This window comes from Streptomyces sp. NPDC026062 (genome assembly GCF_055568375.1).
The window spans coordinates 105,199-123,341 of record NZ_JBVHOQ010000014.1 but is presented as its reverse complement, the minus strand read 5'-3'; the positions used below and the strand labels follow the sequence as shown (position 1 = coordinate 123,341).

Annotated in this window: 17 protein-coding genes and 1 other RNA gene; 14 read left to right on the top strand and 4 right to left on the bottom strand. The window is 69.4% G+C overall.

What is annotated here, in order from left to right; all coding sequences use genetic code 11:
- Positions 1-501: 501 nt before the first annotated feature.
- Together ACZ4LX_RS15585 and ACZ4LX_RS15580 are read right to left on the bottom strand one after the other, a co-directional pair.
- A complete protein-coding gene (locus ACZ4LX_RS15585) occupies positions 502-921 on the bottom strand; it encodes an SUKH-3 domain-containing protein (protein WP_467644106.1) in 420 nt (139 codons plus the stop codon).
- Complete coding sequence (locus ACZ4LX_RS15580; protein ID WP_467644103.1) at positions 885-1,394, bottom strand: Hint domain-containing protein; 510 nt, start codon at positions 1,392-1,394, stop codon at positions 885-887. The genes ACZ4LX_RS15585 and ACZ4LX_RS15580 overlap by 37 nt, the downstream gene beginning before the upstream one ends.
- 23 nt (positions 1,395-1,417) lie before the next feature.
- On the opposite strand from ACZ4LX_RS15580, the gene ACZ4LX_RS15575 reads away from it, so the two are divergent.
- The 3 genes from ACZ4LX_RS15575 (at position 1,418) to prfB (ending at position 3,294) form a co-directional block, all read left to right on the top strand.
- Positions 1,418-1,657: a hypothetical protein gene (locus ACZ4LX_RS15575; protein ID WP_467644100.1), complete on the top strand. Its 240-nt coding sequence runs from the start codon at positions 1,418-1,420 to the stop codon at positions 1,655-1,657.
- 211 nt (positions 1,658-1,868) lie between these two features.
- Entirely contained in the window at positions 1,869-2,039 is a 171-nt protein-coding gene (locus tag ACZ4LX_RS15570; protein ID WP_467644099.1) for a hypothetical protein, read from the top strand.
- A gap of 148 nt (positions 2,040-2,187) precedes the next feature.
- Positions 2,188-3,294, top strand: a complete 1,107-nt coding sequence (prfB, locus tag ACZ4LX_RS15565; protein WP_363068075.1) for a peptide chain release factor 2 — start codon at positions 2,188-2,190, stop codon at positions 3,292-3,294.
- A 91-nt stretch (positions 3,295-3,385) separates the two neighbouring features.
- On the opposite strand, the gene ACZ4LX_RS15560 is transcribed toward prfB, so the two are convergent.
- A complete protein-coding gene (locus ACZ4LX_RS15560; protein WP_467644096.1) occupies positions 3,386-4,735 on the bottom strand; it encodes a histidine-type phosphatase in 1,350 nt (449 codons plus the stop codon).
- Positions 4,736-5,145: 410 nt separating this feature from the next.
- Here ACZ4LX_RS15560 and ACZ4LX_RS15555 point away from each other — a divergent pair, with 410 nt between their 5' ends.
- Entirely contained in the window at positions 5,146-6,054 is a 909-nt protein-coding gene (locus ACZ4LX_RS15555) for a hypothetical protein (RefSeq protein ID WP_467644093.1), read from the top strand.
- A gap of 160 nt (positions 6,055-6,214) precedes the next feature.
- On the opposite strand, the gene ACZ4LX_RS15550 is transcribed toward ACZ4LX_RS15555, so the two are convergent.
- On the bottom strand, positions 6,215-6,415 hold the full coding sequence (locus ACZ4LX_RS15550; protein ID WP_467644091.1) for a hypothetical protein: 201 nt from the start codon (positions 6,413-6,415) through the stop codon (positions 6,215-6,217).
- Between the two features lie 348 nt (positions 6,416-6,763).
- On the opposite strand from ACZ4LX_RS15550, the gene ftsE reads away from it, so the two are divergent.
- The 10 genes from ftsE (at position 6,764) to ACZ4LX_RS15500 (ending at position 18,011) form a co-directional block, all read left to right on the top strand.
- A complete protein-coding gene (gene ftsE, locus ACZ4LX_RS15545; RefSeq protein ID WP_148018939.1) occupies positions 6,764-7,453 on the top strand; it encodes a cell division ATP-binding protein FtsE in 690 nt (229 codons plus the stop codon).
- A gap of 23 nt (positions 7,454-7,476) precedes the next feature.
- Positions 7,477-8,394, top strand: coding sequence for a permease-like cell division protein FtsX (ftsX, locus tag ACZ4LX_RS15540; RefSeq protein ID WP_467644088.1), 918 nt, complete (start codon positions 7,477-7,479; stop codon positions 8,392-8,394).
- 67 nt (positions 8,395-8,461) lie between these two features.
- Positions 8,462-9,649 (top strand): S41 family peptidase, encoded by a 1,188-nt coding sequence (locus ACZ4LX_RS15535; protein ID WP_467644085.1) that lies wholly within the window; start codon positions 8,462-8,464, stop codon positions 9,647-9,649.
- Positions 9,650-9,667: 18 nt separating this feature from the next.
- Positions 9,668-10,156 (top strand): SsrA-binding protein SmpB, encoded by a 489-nt coding sequence (gene smpB / locus ACZ4LX_RS15530; protein WP_219569826.1) that lies wholly within the window; start codon positions 9,668-9,670, stop codon positions 10,154-10,156.
- Between the two features lie 121 nt (positions 10,157-10,277).
- Positions 10,278-10,665: a transfer-messenger RNA gene (gene ssrA, locus ACZ4LX_RS15525) on the top strand.
- A 391-nt stretch (positions 10,666-11,056) separates the two neighbouring features.
- The gene (locus ACZ4LX_RS15520) at positions 11,057-11,737 is read left to right on the top strand and encodes a hypothetical protein (RefSeq protein WP_467644082.1); all 681 of its coding nucleotides are present in this window, start codon (positions 11,057-11,059) and stop codon (positions 11,735-11,737) included.
- A 66-nt stretch (positions 11,738-11,803) separates the two neighbouring features.
- Positions 11,804-13,933, top strand: a complete 2,130-nt coding sequence (locus ACZ4LX_RS15515) for a glycosyltransferase (RefSeq protein ID WP_467644215.1) — start codon at positions 11,804-11,806, stop codon at positions 13,931-13,933.
- Entirely contained in the window at positions 13,930-15,237 is a 1,308-nt protein-coding gene (locus ACZ4LX_RS15510; protein WP_467644078.1) for an acyltransferase family protein, read from the top strand. The genes ACZ4LX_RS15515 and ACZ4LX_RS15510 overlap by 4 nt, the downstream gene beginning before the upstream one ends.
- Positions 15,238-15,365: 128 nt before the next feature.
- Positions 15,366-16,697 carry a nitrate/nitrite transporter gene (locus ACZ4LX_RS15505; RefSeq protein ID WP_467644074.1) on the top strand — a complete coding sequence of 444 codons (1,332 nt, stop codon included), beginning with the start codon at positions 15,366-15,368 and terminating at the stop codon, positions 16,695-16,697.
- Between the two features lie 171 nt (positions 16,698-16,868).
- Positions 16,869-18,011, top strand: coding sequence for a uroporphyrinogen-III synthase (locus ACZ4LX_RS15500; RefSeq protein WP_467644070.1), 1,143 nt, complete (start codon positions 16,869-16,871; stop codon positions 18,009-18,011).
- Positions 18,012-18,143 lie beyond the last annotated feature (132 nt).

Sequence of the window (18,143 nt, the reverse complement as noted above, 5' to 3'; positions counted from 1 at the left end):
AACCGCCACGTGCGTATCGCTCAACCCCGCACCGGCATCAGCCCAGTTATCTCCATCGTCACGGCCCCCGGCCAGGCAGCAAGCATGGGCGTCCGGGACGGCGCGAGCCCCCCGGGCGGCCTCTCAGGCGCCCGGCGAGTCTGCTGAGCGGTCGGACCGGGGCTTTCGACCGGTGATCCGGCATAGGCTCCCGGGCTCTGCGCGCCGAGTGGTCGGCAACCGTCGCCAGCGGGCCGCCTTGATCAGGTAAAGAGACTCTGAACAGCTCACCCACTGGCCGAACCGTCAGGAAGGCGAGCGCAGTCAGGGACGCTGCTGTCGCCGCTTCCTCGATTGGTCCAGTGCGGCGGCAAGCTTCTCGCTCGGTGATACGTCGGAGCCCTCATCGACATCACTGTCGATGAGGGCTCGTGCGTGCTTTTTAGGTATTTTGAATCCTCAGCCGAGAGGGGGGTGAATTCAAATGGACCCGATTTCGGATAGGTGGCGGTGCATCAGTTCTCACTGAAGCGTCCACTTGCCCAATGGGATCGGTCGGACTCCAGCCTTCATTATCGAGAACATCGCATTGCGATCTTCCCCATATTGATAGACCGATGAATCGAACCCTGCGTAGAACTTTCCGTCACTTCCCGAATATGCGGTCAAATGGAAGCTGTCCACTCCAATCGGGAACAGGGCGGTGCCGGCTACCTCTGTACATCGGCGAGCCACGTCCGCATCACGGGTAGTGCATACGGGAGACGGGTCGAAATGCGTCCAGCTCGAGATCTTTTCTCGGGTGATAGCGAGGGCCGGAAGGTGGTCGATCTTCAGGTCGAGATAATCGCCCAAGAAGCTCCTTGCCTCCTCATGGCAGGCGAAGCCGACATGCTCCAGAACTGCTACGACGGCATCCGCTTCACGACGTACGCCAACCATCTCCCAGTCTCGGCAGCCGTGACCTCCGTCTGCGGGTCCGTGGAGGTGACCTTGTCGTCGGGTCTCAGGTCCGCGATGGGTTTCGTCGTGCCGTCCGCCAGCAGGGCTGGCGTATCGCCCTTGAAGCTGTGCTTCGTGCACGCGGCTGCGGCCGATTCCATGGCCTTGACCTGGGAGCTGGCCGCCGCGGCGACGGCGCTCGCCGTCTTCACCTCCTGCGCCGCCTCGGCCTGCACGTTCTGCGTCGTGTTGCCGATGTGGCCCCGGTCGCCGTTGTCGTTGCCGACCGCGAGGCCGTCGGAGCACCGGCCCTTGTGGCAGGTCGTGCGGTTCGTGCCCCCCGGATCGACCGGCCCGTCCGTGATGATCCGGCCGGAGCCGGAGCCGGAGCCGGAGCCGGAGCCGGAGCCGTACGGTGTGCCGATGCCGCACCGGCCGCCGGCCGGGCCGCGCAGTCGTTCGTCGCCGTCCATGCTGTGCGCGGATGCTGCGCCCAGTGGCAGTCGAAGCGCTGGGTGTCGGTCTGTCCGTCGCCCAGCACATCGGCGATCTTGGTGACGTTGCCCGACGGCTGGTACGCGTACGAGGTGTGGTCACTCGCCTTCGCCCCCGACGCGGTGACCGTGAAGGACGACTTCAGGCGGTGCGTCTGCCCCTCGTACACGAGGGTCTGCTGCGCGAGGTTGCCGGACGTTCCGTACGTGAACTGCTGCGGCTCGTCGGACTGTATACGTGAGCCCCGCCGGCAGCGATCCGGAGCCGACGCTCTTCCGACGGCCGAACGTGTCGTAGTCGTAGGTGAAGGTCTCCTGCGGCAGGTATCCCGCCGCGGTGTCCGTATACGAATGCAGGGTGCCCGTCGGGTTGTACTGGTTCTGCGTGAGGTACGTGCCCTGAAGCTTGCCCTCACCGGCCGGGACGACCGGTGAGGAGGCCCGGGGCCAGCCGTGCGAGTCGTAGCCCAGCACCTTCCGCCCCCGCTGCTCCTCGGCAACGGCGCGGCACCGGCCGACTTCGACGCCGGTGATCATGTGAATCTCACGCAGAACGGATACATCGCGGCGGCGGACGCCTTCGGGCCTTCGGTCCTGGTCCCGGACGTCCTCCCGGGCGGCTAGGGAGGGAAGGGGGCACGCGCCCCGAAGGCGCTGCCGCGTCGTTCCCGGGCCCCGTACGACGGGGTCCGGGAGCGGTGTGCCCGCCCGGACGCGGTCGTGATCATGCCGTCCGAGGAACGCCCGCGCCGACAGCCGTTACGCTGGACCCGTGGCAGTCGTCGATATTTCCGAAGAGCTTAAGTCCCTCTCCTCGACCATGGGGTCGATCGAGGCCGTCCTGGACCTGGATGCGCTGAGGGGTGACATCGCCGTGCTCGAGGAGCAGGCTGCCGCTCCGTCCCTGTGGGACGACCCGGAGGCGGCGCAGAAGATCACCAGCAAGCTTTCGCACCTCCAGGCCGAGGTCCGCAAGACGGAGGCCCTGCGCGGCCGGATCGACGACCTCGAAGTGCTCTTCGAGCTCGCCGAGGACGAGGGCGACGCCGACGCGCTCGCGGAGGCCGAGTCCGAGCTGGAGTCCGTCCGCAAGGCGCTGGACGAGATGGAGGTCCGCACGCTCCTCTCCGGCGAGTACGACGCGCGTGAGGCCCTGGTCACGATCCGTGCCGAGGCCGGTGGCGTCGATGCCGCGGACTTCGCCGAGAAGCTCCAGCGCATGTACCTCCGCTGGGCCGAGCGGCACAACTACAAGACCGAGGTCTACGAGACCGCCTACGCCGAAGAGGCCGGCATCAAGTCGACCACCTTCGCCGTCGAGGTCCCGTACGCCTACGGCACGCTCTCCGTCGAGCAGGGCACGCACCGGCTCGTCCGGATCTCCCCGTTCGACAACCAGGGCCGCCGCCAGACGTCCTTCGCGGGCGTCGAGGTGCTGCCCGTGGTCGAGCAGACCGACCACGTCGAGATCGACGAGTCCGAGCTCCGCGTCGATGTGTACCGCTCCTCCGGCCCCGGCGGCCAGGGCGTCAACACCACGGACTCGGCGGTGCGCCTGACCCACCTGCCGACCGGCATCGTCGTCTCCTGCCAGAACGAGCGCTCGCAGATCCAGAACAAGGCGTCCGCGATGAACGTCCTCCAGGCGAAGCTCCTTGAGCGCCGCCGCCAGGAGGAGCAGGCGAAGATGAACGCGCTCAAGGGCGACGGCGGAAACTCCTGGGGCAACCAGATGCGTTCGTACGTCCTGCACCCGTACCAGATGGTCAAGGACCTGCGTACGGAGTTCGAGATGGGCAACCCCGAAGCGGTCTTCAACGGCGAGATCGACGGCTTCATCGAGGCCGGAATCCGCTGGCGCAAGCAGAGCGAGAAGTAGTGAAGTAGCCCGGCCCGGCCAGGGCGGATACGCGAAGAGGGGCGCGGGAACCACTGTTCCCGCGCCCCTCTTCGCGTATCCGCCCTGGCGGTCAGGAGGCGGTGCGGCCGAGGCACTGCCTCAGTTCGTCGACCTCGTAGAAGTAGCTGCCCTTCGCCACCGGCTCGCAGCCCTTCTTGAACGCGGTCTGCTTCTCGTTGTAGAGCATCCGCACGAGGTACTTGTTCCCCTTCCGGAACAGGTCCCACTGGATGTTCGTGGCCATGGAGGCCACCGACTCGCCCCGCCACGGGTTGTCGGCGTACGTGTACGGCCGGGCCTCCGACACGGGCTTCGTGCTGCCGGGCAGGCCCATGAGGGCGGCCAGCGGGATGATCTCCTCCGCGTGTGTGAAGCGCAGCTCCGCGCCGGCGTCGCTCGTCCCGTTCCGCTTGGCGTCGATCTTCGTGAAGAAGTCGTCGAGCAGGATGTTCGCCATCCGGTACGTGATGTCGGTGTCCTCGAAGCCCGGCCCCTTCTCGTAGAAGTCCTCGGCGTCGCTGAGGTAGGCGAACCACTTCGCGTCACGCGGAGCGATGTAGCGCTTCATGTTCCAGTCGCCCTCGTCGGCCATGGCCGGGGCGATGCTGTAGAGGGCGTAGACCGCCTGCGCGGCCTCCACCTCGGTGCCGGTCGAGTCGAACTCGCCCGCCGAGATCCGCTTGACGAAGGCCGGCTTGAAGATCTTCTTCAGCACGTTGCGGGCCGCGGTGTGCGACGCCGGCTGGTCGGTGATCCCGTCGAGGGTGGCGGCGAGGCGCTCGTCGTTGTCGATGTAGTCCCGGTACTCCGCACCGCCGGCCGACTTGTGGAAGTAGAGCAGGTCGGCATCGGTCCTGGCCGGTGTGATGAGCGGCGCCAGGGCCGGGTCGTTCTCGGCGAGGGCCTCGGCGAACAGGTTCCCGCTGTCGACTGCACGGTCCTTGCCGGAATTCGTGACGTTGATCTTCCCGGAGTCCGCGGCGATCTGCTTGAAGAGCCCGGGAAGCCGCTTCTCCAGCCGCACGGCGGTGTCCTGGATCTCGCGCACGCCGCGCCCGCTGAGCTGCCCGTAGCCGATCTTGTCCATGGCGGCCAGCAGTGCCTTGGTTTCCCCGCCGAACCGCTTTCCGGCTGCCGTGAGCTGCCTCTCGCTCCGTGCCTTCTCCCACAGCGCCAGGATCAGGTCGCCGTCCTCGCTGTCCGAGGCCGCGCGGGAGCCGTGGCGGGAGACGTTCTCGGTGAACACGGGGACGAAGCCCTTGGGGGCCTGCTGGTACGACCGCAGGCTCTGCTGCGGCGCGTACGGCGTCTTGGTGGCGTAGTGGCCGGAGGAGTCCGGCCGGGCCTGCGCCGGCAGCGCGGTCGATATCAGGGCGGAGACAGCGAGCGTCAGGGAGATTGCGGCGGTTCGCTTCTGCATGGTTCACCGGGTTCGGGACGGGGCGGTCGGTCGGATGCCCAGATCGTGATCCTTTCGGATGAACCGGGTATGACCGCAAGGTGGCCGAGGGGGGTGTGAAACCGGTCCGGGTGAAAGGGGAGTTGGTGGGGCGAGTTGCGTGGGCGACATGGCGAGTGAGTCACAGTCGTGGTTCTGAACGGCGGTCAACTCTGCTGAAAACGGTGCACATTGCTCAGAACGGCCTTGACGTAGTCCTTAACTCTGGACAGGGTGCTAGAGCAGCATGCGTATGTCTGGGACGGGTGTGATCGGGGGCGGGCGGCATGGCCACGGCACGACGTGGGCCGGCGTTCGGAGCAAACCCCGCTGGGCCATGCCCCGCATATGGCTGCTCCATTGACGAGAAAAGCTACTGGGGGTAGCAGCACATGACGAAGAAGACGCGAGTACGCGTTGCGCGGATAGCCGCGGGTGCGGTCATCGCCGCCGGCGCCGCCCTCACCGTCGCGGGTGCGGCGCAGGCCGTCGGTACCGGTACACCTGAGACCAGCGCGCCCACGAGCCTGCTGGGCGAGGGTGAAGCCAACACGCTGGAGGGCTCCGAGGGCGGTGCTGCCGAGGGCAACACGCTGGAGGGCTCCGAGGGCGGTGCTGCCGAGGGCAACACGCTGGAGGGCTCCGAGGGCGGTGCTGCCGAGGGCAACACGCTGGAAGGCTCCGAAGGTGGAGCTTCCAAGGGTGGCACCTCCGAGGGCAACACGCTGGAAGGCTCGGAGGGTGGTGCTTCGAAGGGTGGCACCTCCGAGGGCAGCACCTCGAACGGTTCGGGCTCGGAGGGTGGTGCTTCGAAGGGTGGTACGTCCGAGGGCAGCACCTCGAACGGTTCGGGCTCGGAGGGTGGTGCTTCGAAGGGCGGTACGTCCGAGGGCAGCACGTCCAACGGTTCGGGCTCGGAGGGTGGTGCTTCGAAGGGCGGTACGTCCGAGGGCAACACCTCGAACGGTTCGGGCTCTGAAGGCAGCACCTCCAACGGTTCCGCCACCGGTGGTACGACCGACGGCGGTTCCACCGGTTCCACCGGTTCCACCGGTTCCACCACCGGCGACGCCGACACCTGCACCGTCTCCCTCGACGGTGCCGAGTGCGTCGACAGCGACAACACCGACACCGACTCGGTCGGCAACCAGCCGGTCGAGCAGGGCAAGGGCAAGGACGAGCTCGCCGAGACCGGTGCCGCCGAGACCACGTTCCTGCTGGTCGGCGCCGCGACGATGATCGCCGGAGGCATCGGCTTCCGGATCCTCCCGCGCCTGGTGAACGGCCGCACCGCCGCCTGACGGGCAGGAGCGGTACGCGTACACGTACGCAAAGCAGGGGCCCCTGATACCGACCGGTATCAGGGGCCCCTGTGCGTGTATCGGTGCGTGCGAGACCGAACGTTCTGCCGACCTGGAAGGAGCCGGAATCGCCGTCGGGCAGATCCGGTCGGCGGGTGTGCTAAACGGTCTGGTGCGCCAGCAGTGCCAGCGCGGCCAGCAGCACCACCAGCAGGGCAACCAGCATCGCCGGGCTGAGCCCCGCGAACGATCCCTGCTCCTGTTCCTGCTGCAGTCGCTCGCGGCTCGCCCGGCATACGGGACAACGCCCCTCGCTCACGGGCGCCGCGCAGTTCGCGCACACCAGTCGGTCATAGGTCATGCGCTTTCCTCCTCCCGCGCGGCGGAGCCGCACAAGCCTTCTCTCCGCACAACGCTCGCGGAAACGCAACCGTTCCCCCTACCACTGTGCCAGCTCGCACGGATTTCGGCGCGGCCCACCGGATACCGCCCCGTACGCCTCTGGCCGGTGGCCCGAACCCGGTCCGCTCCCGGCCCCCTCCCTCTTCCGGTCCCGAACGTCCCGAACCCGCTCGGTTTCCCGTTCCGGCGGAGCCCGGGCCGCTGCCGTTTCACCGTAAATCACCCATCCCGGTACGCGCGCCTGCACGCCTGAGCCCGGTTCGCGTATGGTCACGCACACCTACTCCCGGCCGACCGTGGTGCATCCGTGATCCGATTCGACAACGTCTCCAAGACCTACCCGAAGCAGAGCCGTCCCGCTCTACGGGATGTGTCTCTCGATATCGAGAAGGGCGAGTTCGTCTTCCTGGTGGGCTCCTCCGGCTCCGGCAAGTCCACCTTCATGCGTCTCATCCTCCGCGAGGAGCGCGCCAGCCAGGGCATGGTCCACGTCCTCGGCAAGGACCTCGCGCGCATGTCCAACTGGAAGGTGCCGCACATGCGCCGCCAGCTGGGCACGGTGTTCCAGGACTTCCGCCTCCTTCCCAACAAGACCGTCGCGGAGAACGTGGCGTTCGCCCAGGAAGTGATCGGCAAGCCGCGCGGTGAGATCCGCAAGGCCGTCCCGCAGGTCCTCGACCTCGTCGGCCTCGGCGGCAAGGAGGACCGGATGCCCGGCGAGCTCTCCGGTGGTGAGCAGCAGCGCGTGGCGATCGCGCGGGCCTTCGTCAACCGGCCCATGCTGCTGATCGCGGACGAGCCCACCGGCAACCTCGACCCGCAGACCTCGGTCGGGATCATGAAGCTGCTGGACCGGATCAACCGGACCGGCACCACCGTGATCATGGCGACCCACGACCAGAACATCGTCGACCAGATGCGCAAACGCGTCATCGAGCTCGAGAAGGGCCGTCTCGTACGCGACCAGGCGCGCGGCGTCTACGGCTACCAGCACTGAGCACCCAGCACTGAAAGGACGCCATGCGCGCCCAGTTCGTCCTGTCGGAGATCGGCGTCGGCCTCCGTCGCAACCTCACGATGACCTTCGCCGTCGTCGTCTCCGTCGCCCTCTCGCTCGCCCTGTTCGGTGGCGCGCTGCTCATGCGCGAGCAGGTCAGCACGATGAAGGACTACTGGTACGACAAGGTCAACGTCTCCATCTACCTCTGCGGCAAGGGGGATGCCGAGACGGTGGTCCAGTGCGCCAAGGGTGCGGTCACCGATCCGCAGAAGAAGCAGATCGAGAGCGATCTGAAGAAGATGGACGTCGTCGACACGGTGATCTACGAGTCGTCCGACGAGGCGTACAAGCACTACCAGGAGGAGTTCGGCGACTCCCCGATGGCGGGCAACATCACGCCGGACCAGATGCCGGAGTCCTTCCGCGTCAAGCTGCACGACCCCACGAAGTACAAGGTCGTCGCCACGGCCTTCGCCGGGCGTGACGGCGTGCAGTCGGTCCAGGACCAGAGAAGCATCCTGGACAACCTCTTCGGCCTGATGAACGGCATGAACGTCGCCGCGCTGTTCGTGATGGCGCTGATGCTCGTCATTGCCCTGATGCTGATCGTCAACACCGTCCGGGTGTCCGCGTTCAGCCGTCGGCGGGAGACGGGCATCATGCGGCTCGTCGGTGCCTCCGGCTTCTACATCCAGATGCCGTTCATCATGGAGGCCGCGTTCGCCGGCCTCATCGGCGGCGTGCTGGCCTGCGTCATGCTGCTGGCCGGGCGCTACTTCCTGATCGACGGCGGTCTCGCCCTCCAGGACAAGCTGAACCTGATCGATTTCATCGGCTGGGAGGCCGTTCTCACCAAGCTTCCGCTGGTCCTGGCGATCGGGCTGCTGATGCCCGCGGTCGCCGCTCTCTTCGCGCTCCGCAAGTACCTGAAGGTGTGACAAGCGCCCCACCGGCGCACGGGCCACGGGCCGTGCGCCGGTGGGGCGTTGTCCTAGAATCGGCGCCATGTCGGGCCCCGGGTTTCGTGTCGGGCCCCGCGGTCTCCGCCGCGGGGCCGCCCTGACGTTGGTCTTCGCGAGTGTGCTCGCCACGGCCGCCGCGACCGGCTCACTGCCGCACGGGGACGGGCGGGGCACCGAGGTGGAGACCCGGTCCGTCGCCTCGGCCGCCGACCGTGACGCGGTGGCCGAAGCGGCTGCCGAGGCCGTGGCCGACGGCAAGTCCGGTACGGAGGCGGCCGAGGAGGCCGTCAGCCGCAGCGGGGACCGCTGGGGCGCGGTCTACGACGAGCGGGAGTACGAGGAGTTCGAGCAGGCCCTCGACGGCTCGTACACGGGCGTCGGGATCGCCGCCAGACGCTCCGCCGACGGGCTGGTCGCGGTCGCCCGGGTCCAGCCGGGCAGCCCCGCGGCACGCGCCGGAATCCGTGCGGGCGACGTGCTGCGCACGGTCGACGGCGGCCGGGTCGACCGGCGCCCGGTCTCCGACGTCGTGGCTCTGCTGCGGGGCGACCGCAAGGGTGCGGCCGTGGGGAGCACCGTCGTGCTGGGCGTCCAGCGGGGTTCCGTCACCCGGACCGAGACGCTGCGGCGGGCCCGGCTGGCCACCGAGACCGTCTCCGTGCGGCGGCTCGGACCGGACCGTTCCGATCCCTCCGCAGCTGTGCTGATCGAGGTCGACTCGTTCACCAGGGGATCCGGCGCCGCGGTCCGCGACGCGGTCCTGAAGGCGCCGGCGGACGCCGGTGTGCTGCTGGATCTGCGCGGCAACTCCGGCGGACTGGTCACCGAGGCCGTCACCGCCGCCTCCGCCTTCCTGGACGGCGGCCTGGTCGCCACGTACGACGTGCACGGCGAGCAGCGTGCCCTGTACGCCGAGGCGGGCGGCGACACCGAGCGCCCCGTCGTCGTCCTCATCGACGGCGGGACCATGAGCGCGGCCGAGCTCCTGACCGGCGCGCTGCAGGACCGGGGGCGGGCGGTCACGGTCGGCTCGCGGACCTTCGGCAAGGGGTCGGTCCAGATGCCGAGCAGGCTCGCGGGAGGTTCCGTGGCCGAGCTGACCGTGGGGCACTACCGCACTCCGGCGGGCCGCAGTGTCGACGGCCGGGGCATCACCCCGGACCTCGCGGTGAGCGCGCGGGCCCAGCAGCGGGCCGAGACGGTATTGAGTGGCCTCGGGGGTGGGTCGTAGTGCGAAAATGGCCGCACTATGGCTAAGGAAAAAGACACCGGGCGCAAGATGGTCGCGCAGAACAAGAAGGCGCGCCACGACTACACCATCCTCGACACCTACGAGTGCGGCCTCGTACTGATGGGGACCGAGGTCAAATCTCTGCGCATGGGCCGCGCCTCCCTGGTCGACGGCTTCGTGCAGATCGACGGCGGCGAGGCGTGGCTGCACAACATCCACGTCCCGGAGTACGTGCAGGGGACCTGGACCAACCACTCCGCCAAGCGCAAGCGCAAGCTGCTGATGCACCGGGCCGAGATCGACAAGCTGGAGTCGAAGTCCCAGGAGACCGGGCACACGATCGTGCCGCTCGCCCTGTACTTCACCAACGGCCGGGTCAAGGTCGAGATCGCGCTGGCGAAGGGCAAGAAGGAGTACGACAAGCGGCAGACGCTGCGGGAGAAGCAGGACACCAGGGAGACGAACCGGGCGATCTCGGCGGCCCGCCGCCGTCAGCGGAGCGCCTGAGCGCACCGCGCCGGTGGCTGCCGGCCGGTGCGGCAGGAATACGCTGGCATCGTCGTGCGTTGGTCACGTACGATGGCAGTGCACCCCGCGGGGGTGTGTACCACCTTTGAAAAATCAACATGGGGATGATCGGTTTCGACAGCGGATGTCGAAGCAGGGGAAGCGAGTCGAGGAAGCGGCAATGATCTCGTAAACCATATGTCGCAAACAATAATCGCCAATTCTAAGCGCGATTCCTCCGCCTTCGCCCTCGCTGCCTAATTAGCAGCTGAGCGAAGACTCTGCGGAGTGTCAGCCCGGGGGTGATCCCGACCCGGATCCTGGCATCAACAAGGGATCTAAACTTCTAAGCCCGGTCACGGGGCCTGGAAGGAAATCAAACAGTGGCTGGGCCTGTCGGAGGCTTGTTCGCGTGACCTCCGAGGCCGAGAAAAGCGTAGCGAACTGCACTCGGAGAAGCCCTGGTTCCGCACCGTTGGACGCGGGTTCGATTCCCGCCATCTCCACAATTCCCATGTGAACGAGGACCCCGCTGCCACCGGCAGCGGGGTCCTCGTTTTTTCGCATCCGAGGTGCCGGGGCGCGGCGTCACCGCGCCGGAGGGCCGAGGGCCGAGGGGCGATACCAGCGTGCAGGGGAGTGCGACCCGGCGCGCACGCCTGGTCCGTGCTCCCCTGGCCGGACCGCTCGGGCCGTGACCGCGCCACGGTTCGAAAACAGATGTATCGGTCATGAGGAACAACGCCGGTGCGTGGGCTCGGAGTGCCGTCGTCGTGCGCTACATTCGTGGCCCGGGTGCACTGTGGTAGGGGGCGCACGCGGACAGGGTGGGGGCCCGGTCCGGCGGTATATATCCGGTCAGTTGCGCGCACCCGGTCCTGAGTGGAAGTGCGTACAACTGTGGAATCTTGGCGTGAAGGTGCCCGTGCGGGGCACACCCACGAGCCCAACGAAGTCACCATCCAGCTCGACGGTCTGGGACGGCAGCTCTCCGAGCTGCTCCCGGAACCCAGCGCTCCGGAAGGCTCCGACCGTCCGGTCTTCGTCGATGAGAGCGGCCGGCGCGGCAAGACGCTCCGTCGTCTCGGCTGGGTCCTTGCCGCGATCCTTGTCGGTTACGCGGTGACGCTCGTCGTCGCCCTGCTCGGCGGCAACTCCGCCGCGCCCGTCCTGCCGCTGTCCGGCCAGGAGGAGCGGAGGACGGAAGGGGTGCAGACGCCGGCCGTGCCGGGGAAGAGCCCGGGGGCGCAGGTCTCACCCGGGGCGACCGGGGACATCCCGCCGTCCGTCATCCCGGGGGCAGGGGAGAACGCGACCGGGACCGGCGGCGCCGCCGCCGGAAGTTCCCCCGTCACGCGGAGCGGTTCCTCCGCCCACGCCCGCGTCGCGCAGTCCGTGCCGCACACCGGCGCGGCGTCGGCCACCAGTGGCGGCGAGCCGGGCGGCGAGACGTCCGCCTCCGCGTCGGCCACCGGCTCCGGGGCACCGGGCGCCGATCCGGCGCCCACGTCCCCGGACCCCGTGACCCCGCCCGCCACCACACCGGATCTCCCCGTGCAAGAGCGAGAAGGCGTCAGCTAGATGACCAACCCCGCCCCGCGGGTCGGGCACCACCGCAGGAAGCAGACCCGGCGGCGCAGACTTCCCATGCGCTACATGCTGCCGCTTCTCTTCCTCGTCGCCCTGCTCGCCATGTTGATGCTGCGCGGCTATGTGCACAGCGAGATCCTCGCCGACCACCGGGTCCGGCCACCGGCGGCCACCGACCGGGTGCCCGAGCAGGTGCTCGACGGAGGCCCGGTCATCGACGCGCGCAGCGCCACCGAGCCCGCCAGGACGCTGCGGATCCCCGGCCACCGGATCGTGCTGACCTTCGACGACGGACCTGACCCGGTGTGGACCCCCCGGGTACTGGACGAGCTGAAGAAGCACCATGCGCACGGCGTCTTCTTCGTCACCGGGACCATGGCCTCGCGCTACCCCGGTCTGGTGCGCCGGATGGTCGACGAGGGGCACGAGGTCGGTCTGCACACCTTCAACCACCCCGACCTCTCCTACCAGTCCAGGGCCCGCATCGACTGGGAGCTCTCCCGGAACCAGCTGGTGCTGGCGGGCGCGGCAGGCATCCGTACCTCCCTGTTCCGGCCGCCGTACTCCTCGTTCGCCGACGCCATGGACGACAAGTCCTGGCCGGTCACCCAGTACGTCGGCAGCCGCGGCTACCTCACCGTCGTCAACAACACCGACAGCGAGGACTGGAAGCGGCCGGGGGTCGAGGCGATCATCGACCGGGCCACTCCCGAGCACGGCGAGGGCGCCGTCATCCTCATGCACGACTCCGGGGGCGACCGGTCCCAGACCGTCACCGCCCTGCGGAAGTTCCTGCCGAAGATGCAGAAGCGGGGCTACGAGTTCGACAACCTCACCGCCGCCCTCGGCGCCCCCAGCGCACACACCCCGGTCACCGGGTACGCGCTCTGGAAGGGCAAGGCGTTCGTCTACGGCGTGGAGGTCTCCGAGCACGTCACCGATGTGCTGGTGGTGGGTCTCGCCGTCATCGGGGTGCTGGTCCTGGCCCGTTTCGGGCTGATGCTGCCGCTGTCCTTCGCGCACGCCCGCCGGGTCCGCGGACGGGACTTCGGCCGGGGCGGGCCGCTGACCCGCCCGGTGTCCGTCCTGGTGCCCGCGTACAACGAGAGCAAGTGCATCGCCGGCACGGTCCGTTCGCTGGTGGCGAGCGACCATCCGCTGGAGGTCGTCGTCATCGACGACGGTTCCACGGACGGCACCGCGGACCTCGTCGACCGGATGCGGCTGCCGGGCGTCCGGGTGGTGCGCCAGCGCAACGCGGGCAAGCCCGCCGCCCTGAACAACGGCATCGCGCACGCCCGTCACGACATCATCGTGATGATGGACGGCGACACGGTCTTCGAACCGTCCACCGTCCGTGAACTCGTGCAGCCCTTCGCCGACCCCCGCGTCGGGGCCGTCGCGGGCAACGCCAAGGTCGGCAACCGCGACTCCCTGATCGGCGCCTGGCAGCACATCGAGTACGTGATGGGCTTCAACCTCGACCGCCGGATGTACGACCTGCTGCGCTGCATGCCCACCATCCCCGGCGCGGTCGGGGCGTTCCGCCGTGACGCGCTGAACCGGATCGGCGGCATGAGTGACGACACGCTCGCCGAGGACACCGACGTCACGATGGCCCTGCACCGCGACGGCTGGCGCGTCGTGTACGCGGAGAACGCCCGCGCCTGGACCGAGGCGCCGGAGTCCGTGCGGCAGCTCTGGTCGCAGCGCTACCGGTGGTCGTACGGCACCATGCAGGCCATCTGGAAGCACCGCCGCGCGGTGATCGAACGCGGTCCGTCCGGCCGCTTCGGACGCGTCGGGCTGCCGTTCGTCGCCCTGTTCATGGTCGTCGCCCCGCTGCTCGCTCCGCTCATCGACGTCTTCCTGCTGTACGGGCTCGTCTTCGGGCCCACCGAGAAGACCGTCGCCGCCTGGCTCGGTGTCCTCGCCGTGCAGGCGGTCTGCGCCGCGTACGCCTTCCGGCTCGACCGGGAGCGCATGACCCATCTGATCTCGCTGCCCCTCCAGCAGGTCCTCTACCGGCAGCTCATGTACGTGGTGCTGCTCCAGTCCTGGATCACCGCTCTCACCGGCGGCCGGCTCCGCTGGCAGAAGCTGCGCCGTACCGGAGTCGTGACGGCGCCCGGACCGGCGTCGCCGAGCCGGCACAGGCACAGCACCGACCGGAGGCCCGTCGCATGACCCACCCGAGCCACCCCCCGGTCCACCCGCAGCCGTCTCCGCAGCGGCCGCTCCCGGTGCCGGACCACCGTCGTCCGGCGCCGCCCGCCGGGCCGGATCCGGCAGGCCCCGTCCCGGTGACGACCCCGACACCGACACCCGCCCCGGCCGGGGCGAAGGCGGGCGGCCGCGACCGCTACCTCGACCTGCTGCGGGCCGTCGCGCTGATCCGCGTCGTCGTGTTCCACCTGTTCGGCTGGGCCTGGCTGACCGTCGTCTTCCCCTCCATGGGCGTGATGTTCGCCCTGGCCGGCTCACTCATGGCCCGGTCGCTCGACCGGCCCGCGTGGAGCGTCATCCGCGGCCGGCTGCGCAGGCTGCTGCCGCCGATGTGGGTGCTGGGCGCGCTCGTCGTCCCGATGATGTTCGTCATGGGCCTCGAACCCGTCCGGGAGGAGGGGATCTGGTGGTTCCTCAGGCTGGGCTGCTACCTCCTGCCCGTCGGCTCGCCGCCGTTCCCCTGGGAGAGCGGCTCCGAGGGCGGATTCCTGGAGCAGTCCTGGGCCGAGCAGTCGGTGGGCCCGCTCTGGTACATCCGCGCCTACCTGTGGTTCGTGCTGGCCTCCCCGCTGCTGCTGAAGGCGTTCCGCCGGCTGCCCTGGGTGACGCCGGCGGCGCCGGTGGCCCTCACCGCCGTCATCGGCACCGGCGCGGTGACCGTCCCCGGTGCGACGGGTGAGGCACTCGTCGACTTCGCGGTGTTCGGCGCCTGCTGGATCCTGGGCTTCGCCCACAACGACGGGGTGCTGCGCAGGATCCCGCGCTACCTCTCGGTCTCGTCGTCCGCGATGATCATGGCCTTCGGTCTCTGGTGGGCCTCCGGTCATCTCACCGAGGAGGGCTGGAACCTGGACGAGATCCCGCTCGCCCAGGCCACCTGGTCGCTCGGCTTCTGCGCGATCCTGCTCCAGTACGCACCGTCGTGGCAGCGGCTGCCGGGCCGGCTGGCCCACTGGGACGGCCCGGTCACCCTGGCCAACAACCGAGCCGTGACGATCTACCTCTGGCACAACATGCTGCTGATGGCGGCCATGCCGATCATCGACCAGCTGTGGAACGTGCCCTGGGTCGGTGACCACCTCGGTACGTACATCGACGACTCGTACGACGTACTCGTACTGATCCTGGTCTGGCCCCTGATCGGGGTGATGATCGTCGCGGTCGGCTGGGTCGAGGACGTCGCGGCCGGGCGCCCGCCCCGGCTCTGGCCCAACGGCGCCCCCGCGCGGCAGCCGGCCCGGGACACACGGTCCCGCCGGCGGTGACCACCCTCACCGGGCCGCCCCCGGCCCGGTGAGAGCAAGGTTGCGCACCGGTCACCTCGCGGCACCACGCCGAAACGCGCGCTCCCTAGCGTCGGGGACAACACCCCGACCACCCGTGGAGGCGCGTGATGGCTGGCCGTTGGATCGAGTACTGGGAACCCGAGGACGAGACGTTCTGGCGGGAGAAGGGTGAGCGGATCGCCCGCCGGAACCTCTGGTTCTCCGTACTCTCCGAGCACATCGGGTTCTCCATCTGGACCCTGTGGTCGGTGATGGTCCTGTTCATGGGCCCGGAGTACGGGGTGGACCCGGCGGGGAAGTTCTTCCTGATCTCCACGGCCACCCTGGTCGGTGCCCTCGTGCGGGTGCCGTACACCTTCGCCGTCGCCCGCTTCGGCGGCCGGAACTGGACCGTGTTCAGCGCGTTCACCCTGCTGGTGCCGACGGTCGCCGCCTTCCTGGTGATGGAGCCGGGGACCTCGTACACCACCTTCCTCGCCGTGGCCGCGCTCACCGGGATCGGCGGCGGCAACTTCGCCTCCTCGATGACGAACATCAACGCCTTCTTCCCGCTCCGGCAGAAGGGCTGGGCGCTCGGCCTGAACGCGGGCGGCGGCAACATCGGAGTGCCCGTCGTGCAGCTCGCCGGGCTGCTCGTCATCGGGACCGCGGGCGCCACGCACCCGAGGATCGTGCTCGGCGTGTACATCCCGCTGATCGTCGTCGCCGGGCTGTGCGCCGCTCAGTTCATGGACAACCTCGCACCCGTGCAGAACGACACCGGGGCCGCGAAGGACGCCGTGCGCGACCCGCACACCTGGATCATGGCGGTGCTCTACGTCGGCACCTTCGGCTCGTTCATCGGCTACAGCTTCGCCTTCGGGCTCGTCCTGCAGACCCAGTTCGGCCGGACCCCGCTCCAGGCCGCCTCGCTCACCTTCATCGGCCCGCTGCTGGGATCCGTCATCAGGCCCGCCGGCGGCCGGCTGGCCGACCGGTACGGCGGCGCCCGGATCACCCTGGCGGCCTTCGCCGCCATGGCCGCGGCGACCGGTGTCGTCGTCTACGCCTCCGGCATCGAATCGCTCACCGTGTTCCTCATCGGCTTCACGGCCCTGTTCGTCCTCACGGGGCTCGGCAACGGATCGACGTACAAGATGATCCCCGGCATCTTCCACGCCAAGGCGATCGCCCAGGGGCTGCGGGGCGAGGAGGCGGCGGCCCAGGGGCGGCGGCTGTCCGGGGCGGCGATGGGGCTCATCGGCGCGGTCGGGGCACTCGGCGGGCTCGCCATCAACCTCGCCTTCCGGCAGTCCTTCCAGACCTCGGGTACCGGAACGGCGGCCTTCTGGTCCTTCCTCGCCTTCTACGGGGTGTGCTCCGTACTCACCTGGGCGGTATACCTTCGCCGCACCGCAGCGGTTCCGGCGAAGCCCGAGCTCACCTATGCGCAGGTGTGATGATGGCCCCAGGAAGGTCCGCCGGGGGTCGGGGGGCGACCCCGGGGGCCTTCAGATGTCCGGTGACGTAACGGGCGGGAAATACGGGTGAACCGAGCCTGTCACGCTTCCTTGACAGGCTCGTCCCTCCGCACCACTGAGCAGCAGCGGGACGAGAGCCGGGTAGACCACATGCACGACGACGAACAACACGGGCCCCTCGCGGGCTTCACGGTCGGTGTCACCGCCGCGCGCCGGGCGGAAGAGCTCTCCACCCTGCTGCGGCGGCGGGGTGCCAACGTGGTGCACGCACCCGCCCTGCGGATCGTGCCGCTCGCCGACGACAGCGAGCTGCTCGCCGCCACGAAAAACCTCATCGAGTCCGTCCCCGACGTGGTCCTCGCGACCACGGCGATCGGCTTCCGGGGCTGGGTCGAGGCCGCCGACGGCTGGGGCATCGGCGAACAGCTGCTGGACACCCTGCGCGGGGTCGAACTGCTGGCCCGCGGCCCCAAGGTCAAGGGCGCGGTCCGGGCCGCCGGGCTGACCGAGACCTGGTCACCGGCGTCCGAATCCATGGCGGAGGTACTGGAGCGGCTCCTGGAGGAGGGCGTCGAGGGCCGCCGCATCGCCCTCCAGCTGCACGGCGAACCGCTGCCCGGCTTCGTGGAGTCGCTCCGCGCGGCCGGCGGCGAGGTCGTCGGTGTTCCCGTCTACCGCTGGATGCCGCCCGAGGACATCGCCCCGCTCGACCGGCTGATCGACATCACCGTCGCGGGCGGTCTGGACGCGCTCACCTTCACCAGCGCCCCGGCCGCGGTCTCCCTGCTGCGCCGGGCCGAGGAACGGGGGCTGCTGACCGAGCTGACGGCCGCCCTGAGGAGTGACGTCCTTCCGGCCTGCGTCGGACCGGTCACCGCTCTCCCGTTGCAGGACCGGGGCATCGACACCGCCCAGCCCGAGCGCTTCCGGCTCGGCCCGCTCGTCCAGCTGATCTGCCGCGAACTGCCCGCGCGGGCACGGACTCTGCCGGTCGCCGGTCACCGCGTCGAGATCCGCGGTCACGCCGTCCTGGTCGACGACGAACTGCGTGCGGTGCCGCCCGCCGGCATGGCCCTGCTGCACGCCCTGGCGCGCAGGCCCGGCTGGGTGGTGGCCCGCGCCGATCTGCTCCGCGCCCTGCCCGGCAGCGGTACGGACGAGCACGCGGTGGAGACGGCGATGGCCCGGCTGCGCACCGCCCTCGGAGTGCCCCGGCTGATCCAGACGGTGGTCAAACGCGGCTACCGGCTGGCCCTGGACCCGGCCTCGGACGCCAAGTACGCGGACGCCTGACGGAGTTGTCGCGGGGCGAGGCGGTGACGGGAGGGCCCGGCCGGGGCGGACCGGTGGCCGTGCCGCCTCCGGTACGGGCGACGGCGCCGGGAGCGTGCCGGGCCCGGAGCACGCGGCACCGGGATACCGTGC

What these genes read in the sequence shown, in the direction of transcription:
- ACZ4LX_RS15510 (WP_467644078.1), top strand. Translation starts at nt 13,930, where the DNA reads ATGACCCACCCGAGCCACCCCCCGGTCCACCCGCAGCCGTCTCCGCAG.
- smpB (WP_219569826.1), top strand. Translation starts at nt 9,668, where the DNA reads ATGGCTAAGGAAAAAGACACCGGGCGCAAGATGGTCGCGCAGAACAAG.
- ACZ4LX_RS15505 (WP_467644074.1), top strand. Translation starts at nt 15,366, where the DNA reads ATGGCTGGCCGTTGGATCGAGTACTGGGAACCCGAGGACGAGACGTTC.
- ACZ4LX_RS15500 (WP_467644070.1), top strand. Translation starts at nt 16,869, where the DNA reads ATGCACGACGACGAACAACACGGGCCCCTCGCGGGCTTCACGGTCGGT.
- ACZ4LX_RS15550 (WP_467644091.1), bottom strand. Translation starts at nt 6,415, where the DNA reads ATGACCTATGACCGACTGGTGTGCGCGAACTGCGCGGCGCCCGTGAGC.
- ACZ4LX_RS15560 (WP_467644096.1), bottom strand. Translation starts at nt 4,735, where the DNA reads ATGCAGAAGCGAACCGCCGCAATCTCCCTGACGCTCGCTGTCTCCGCC.
- ACZ4LX_RS15535 (WP_467644085.1), top strand. Translation starts at nt 8,462, where the DNA reads ATGTCGGGCCCCGGGTTTCGTGTCGGGCCCCGCGGTCTCCGCCGCGGG.
- ACZ4LX_RS15515 (WP_467644215.1), top strand. Translation starts at nt 11,804, where the DNA reads ATGCGCTACATGCTGCCGCTTCTCTTCCTCGTCGCCCTGCTCGCCATG.
- ACZ4LX_RS15585 (WP_467644106.1), bottom strand. Translation starts at nt 921, where the DNA reads ATGGTTGGCGTACGTCGTGAAGCGGATGCCGTCGTAGCAGTTCTGGAG.
- ftsX (WP_467644088.1), top strand. Translation starts at nt 7,477, where the DNA reads ATGCGCGCCCAGTTCGTCCTGTCGGAGATCGGCGTCGGCCTCCGTCGC.
- ACZ4LX_RS15580 (WP_467644103.1), bottom strand. Translation starts at nt 1,394, where the DNA reads ATGGACGGCGACGAACGACTGCGCGGCCCGGCCGGCGGCCGGTGCGGC.
- ACZ4LX_RS15555 (WP_467644093.1), top strand. Translation starts at nt 5,146, where the DNA reads ATGACGAAGAAGACGCGAGTACGCGTTGCGCGGATAGCCGCGGGTGCG.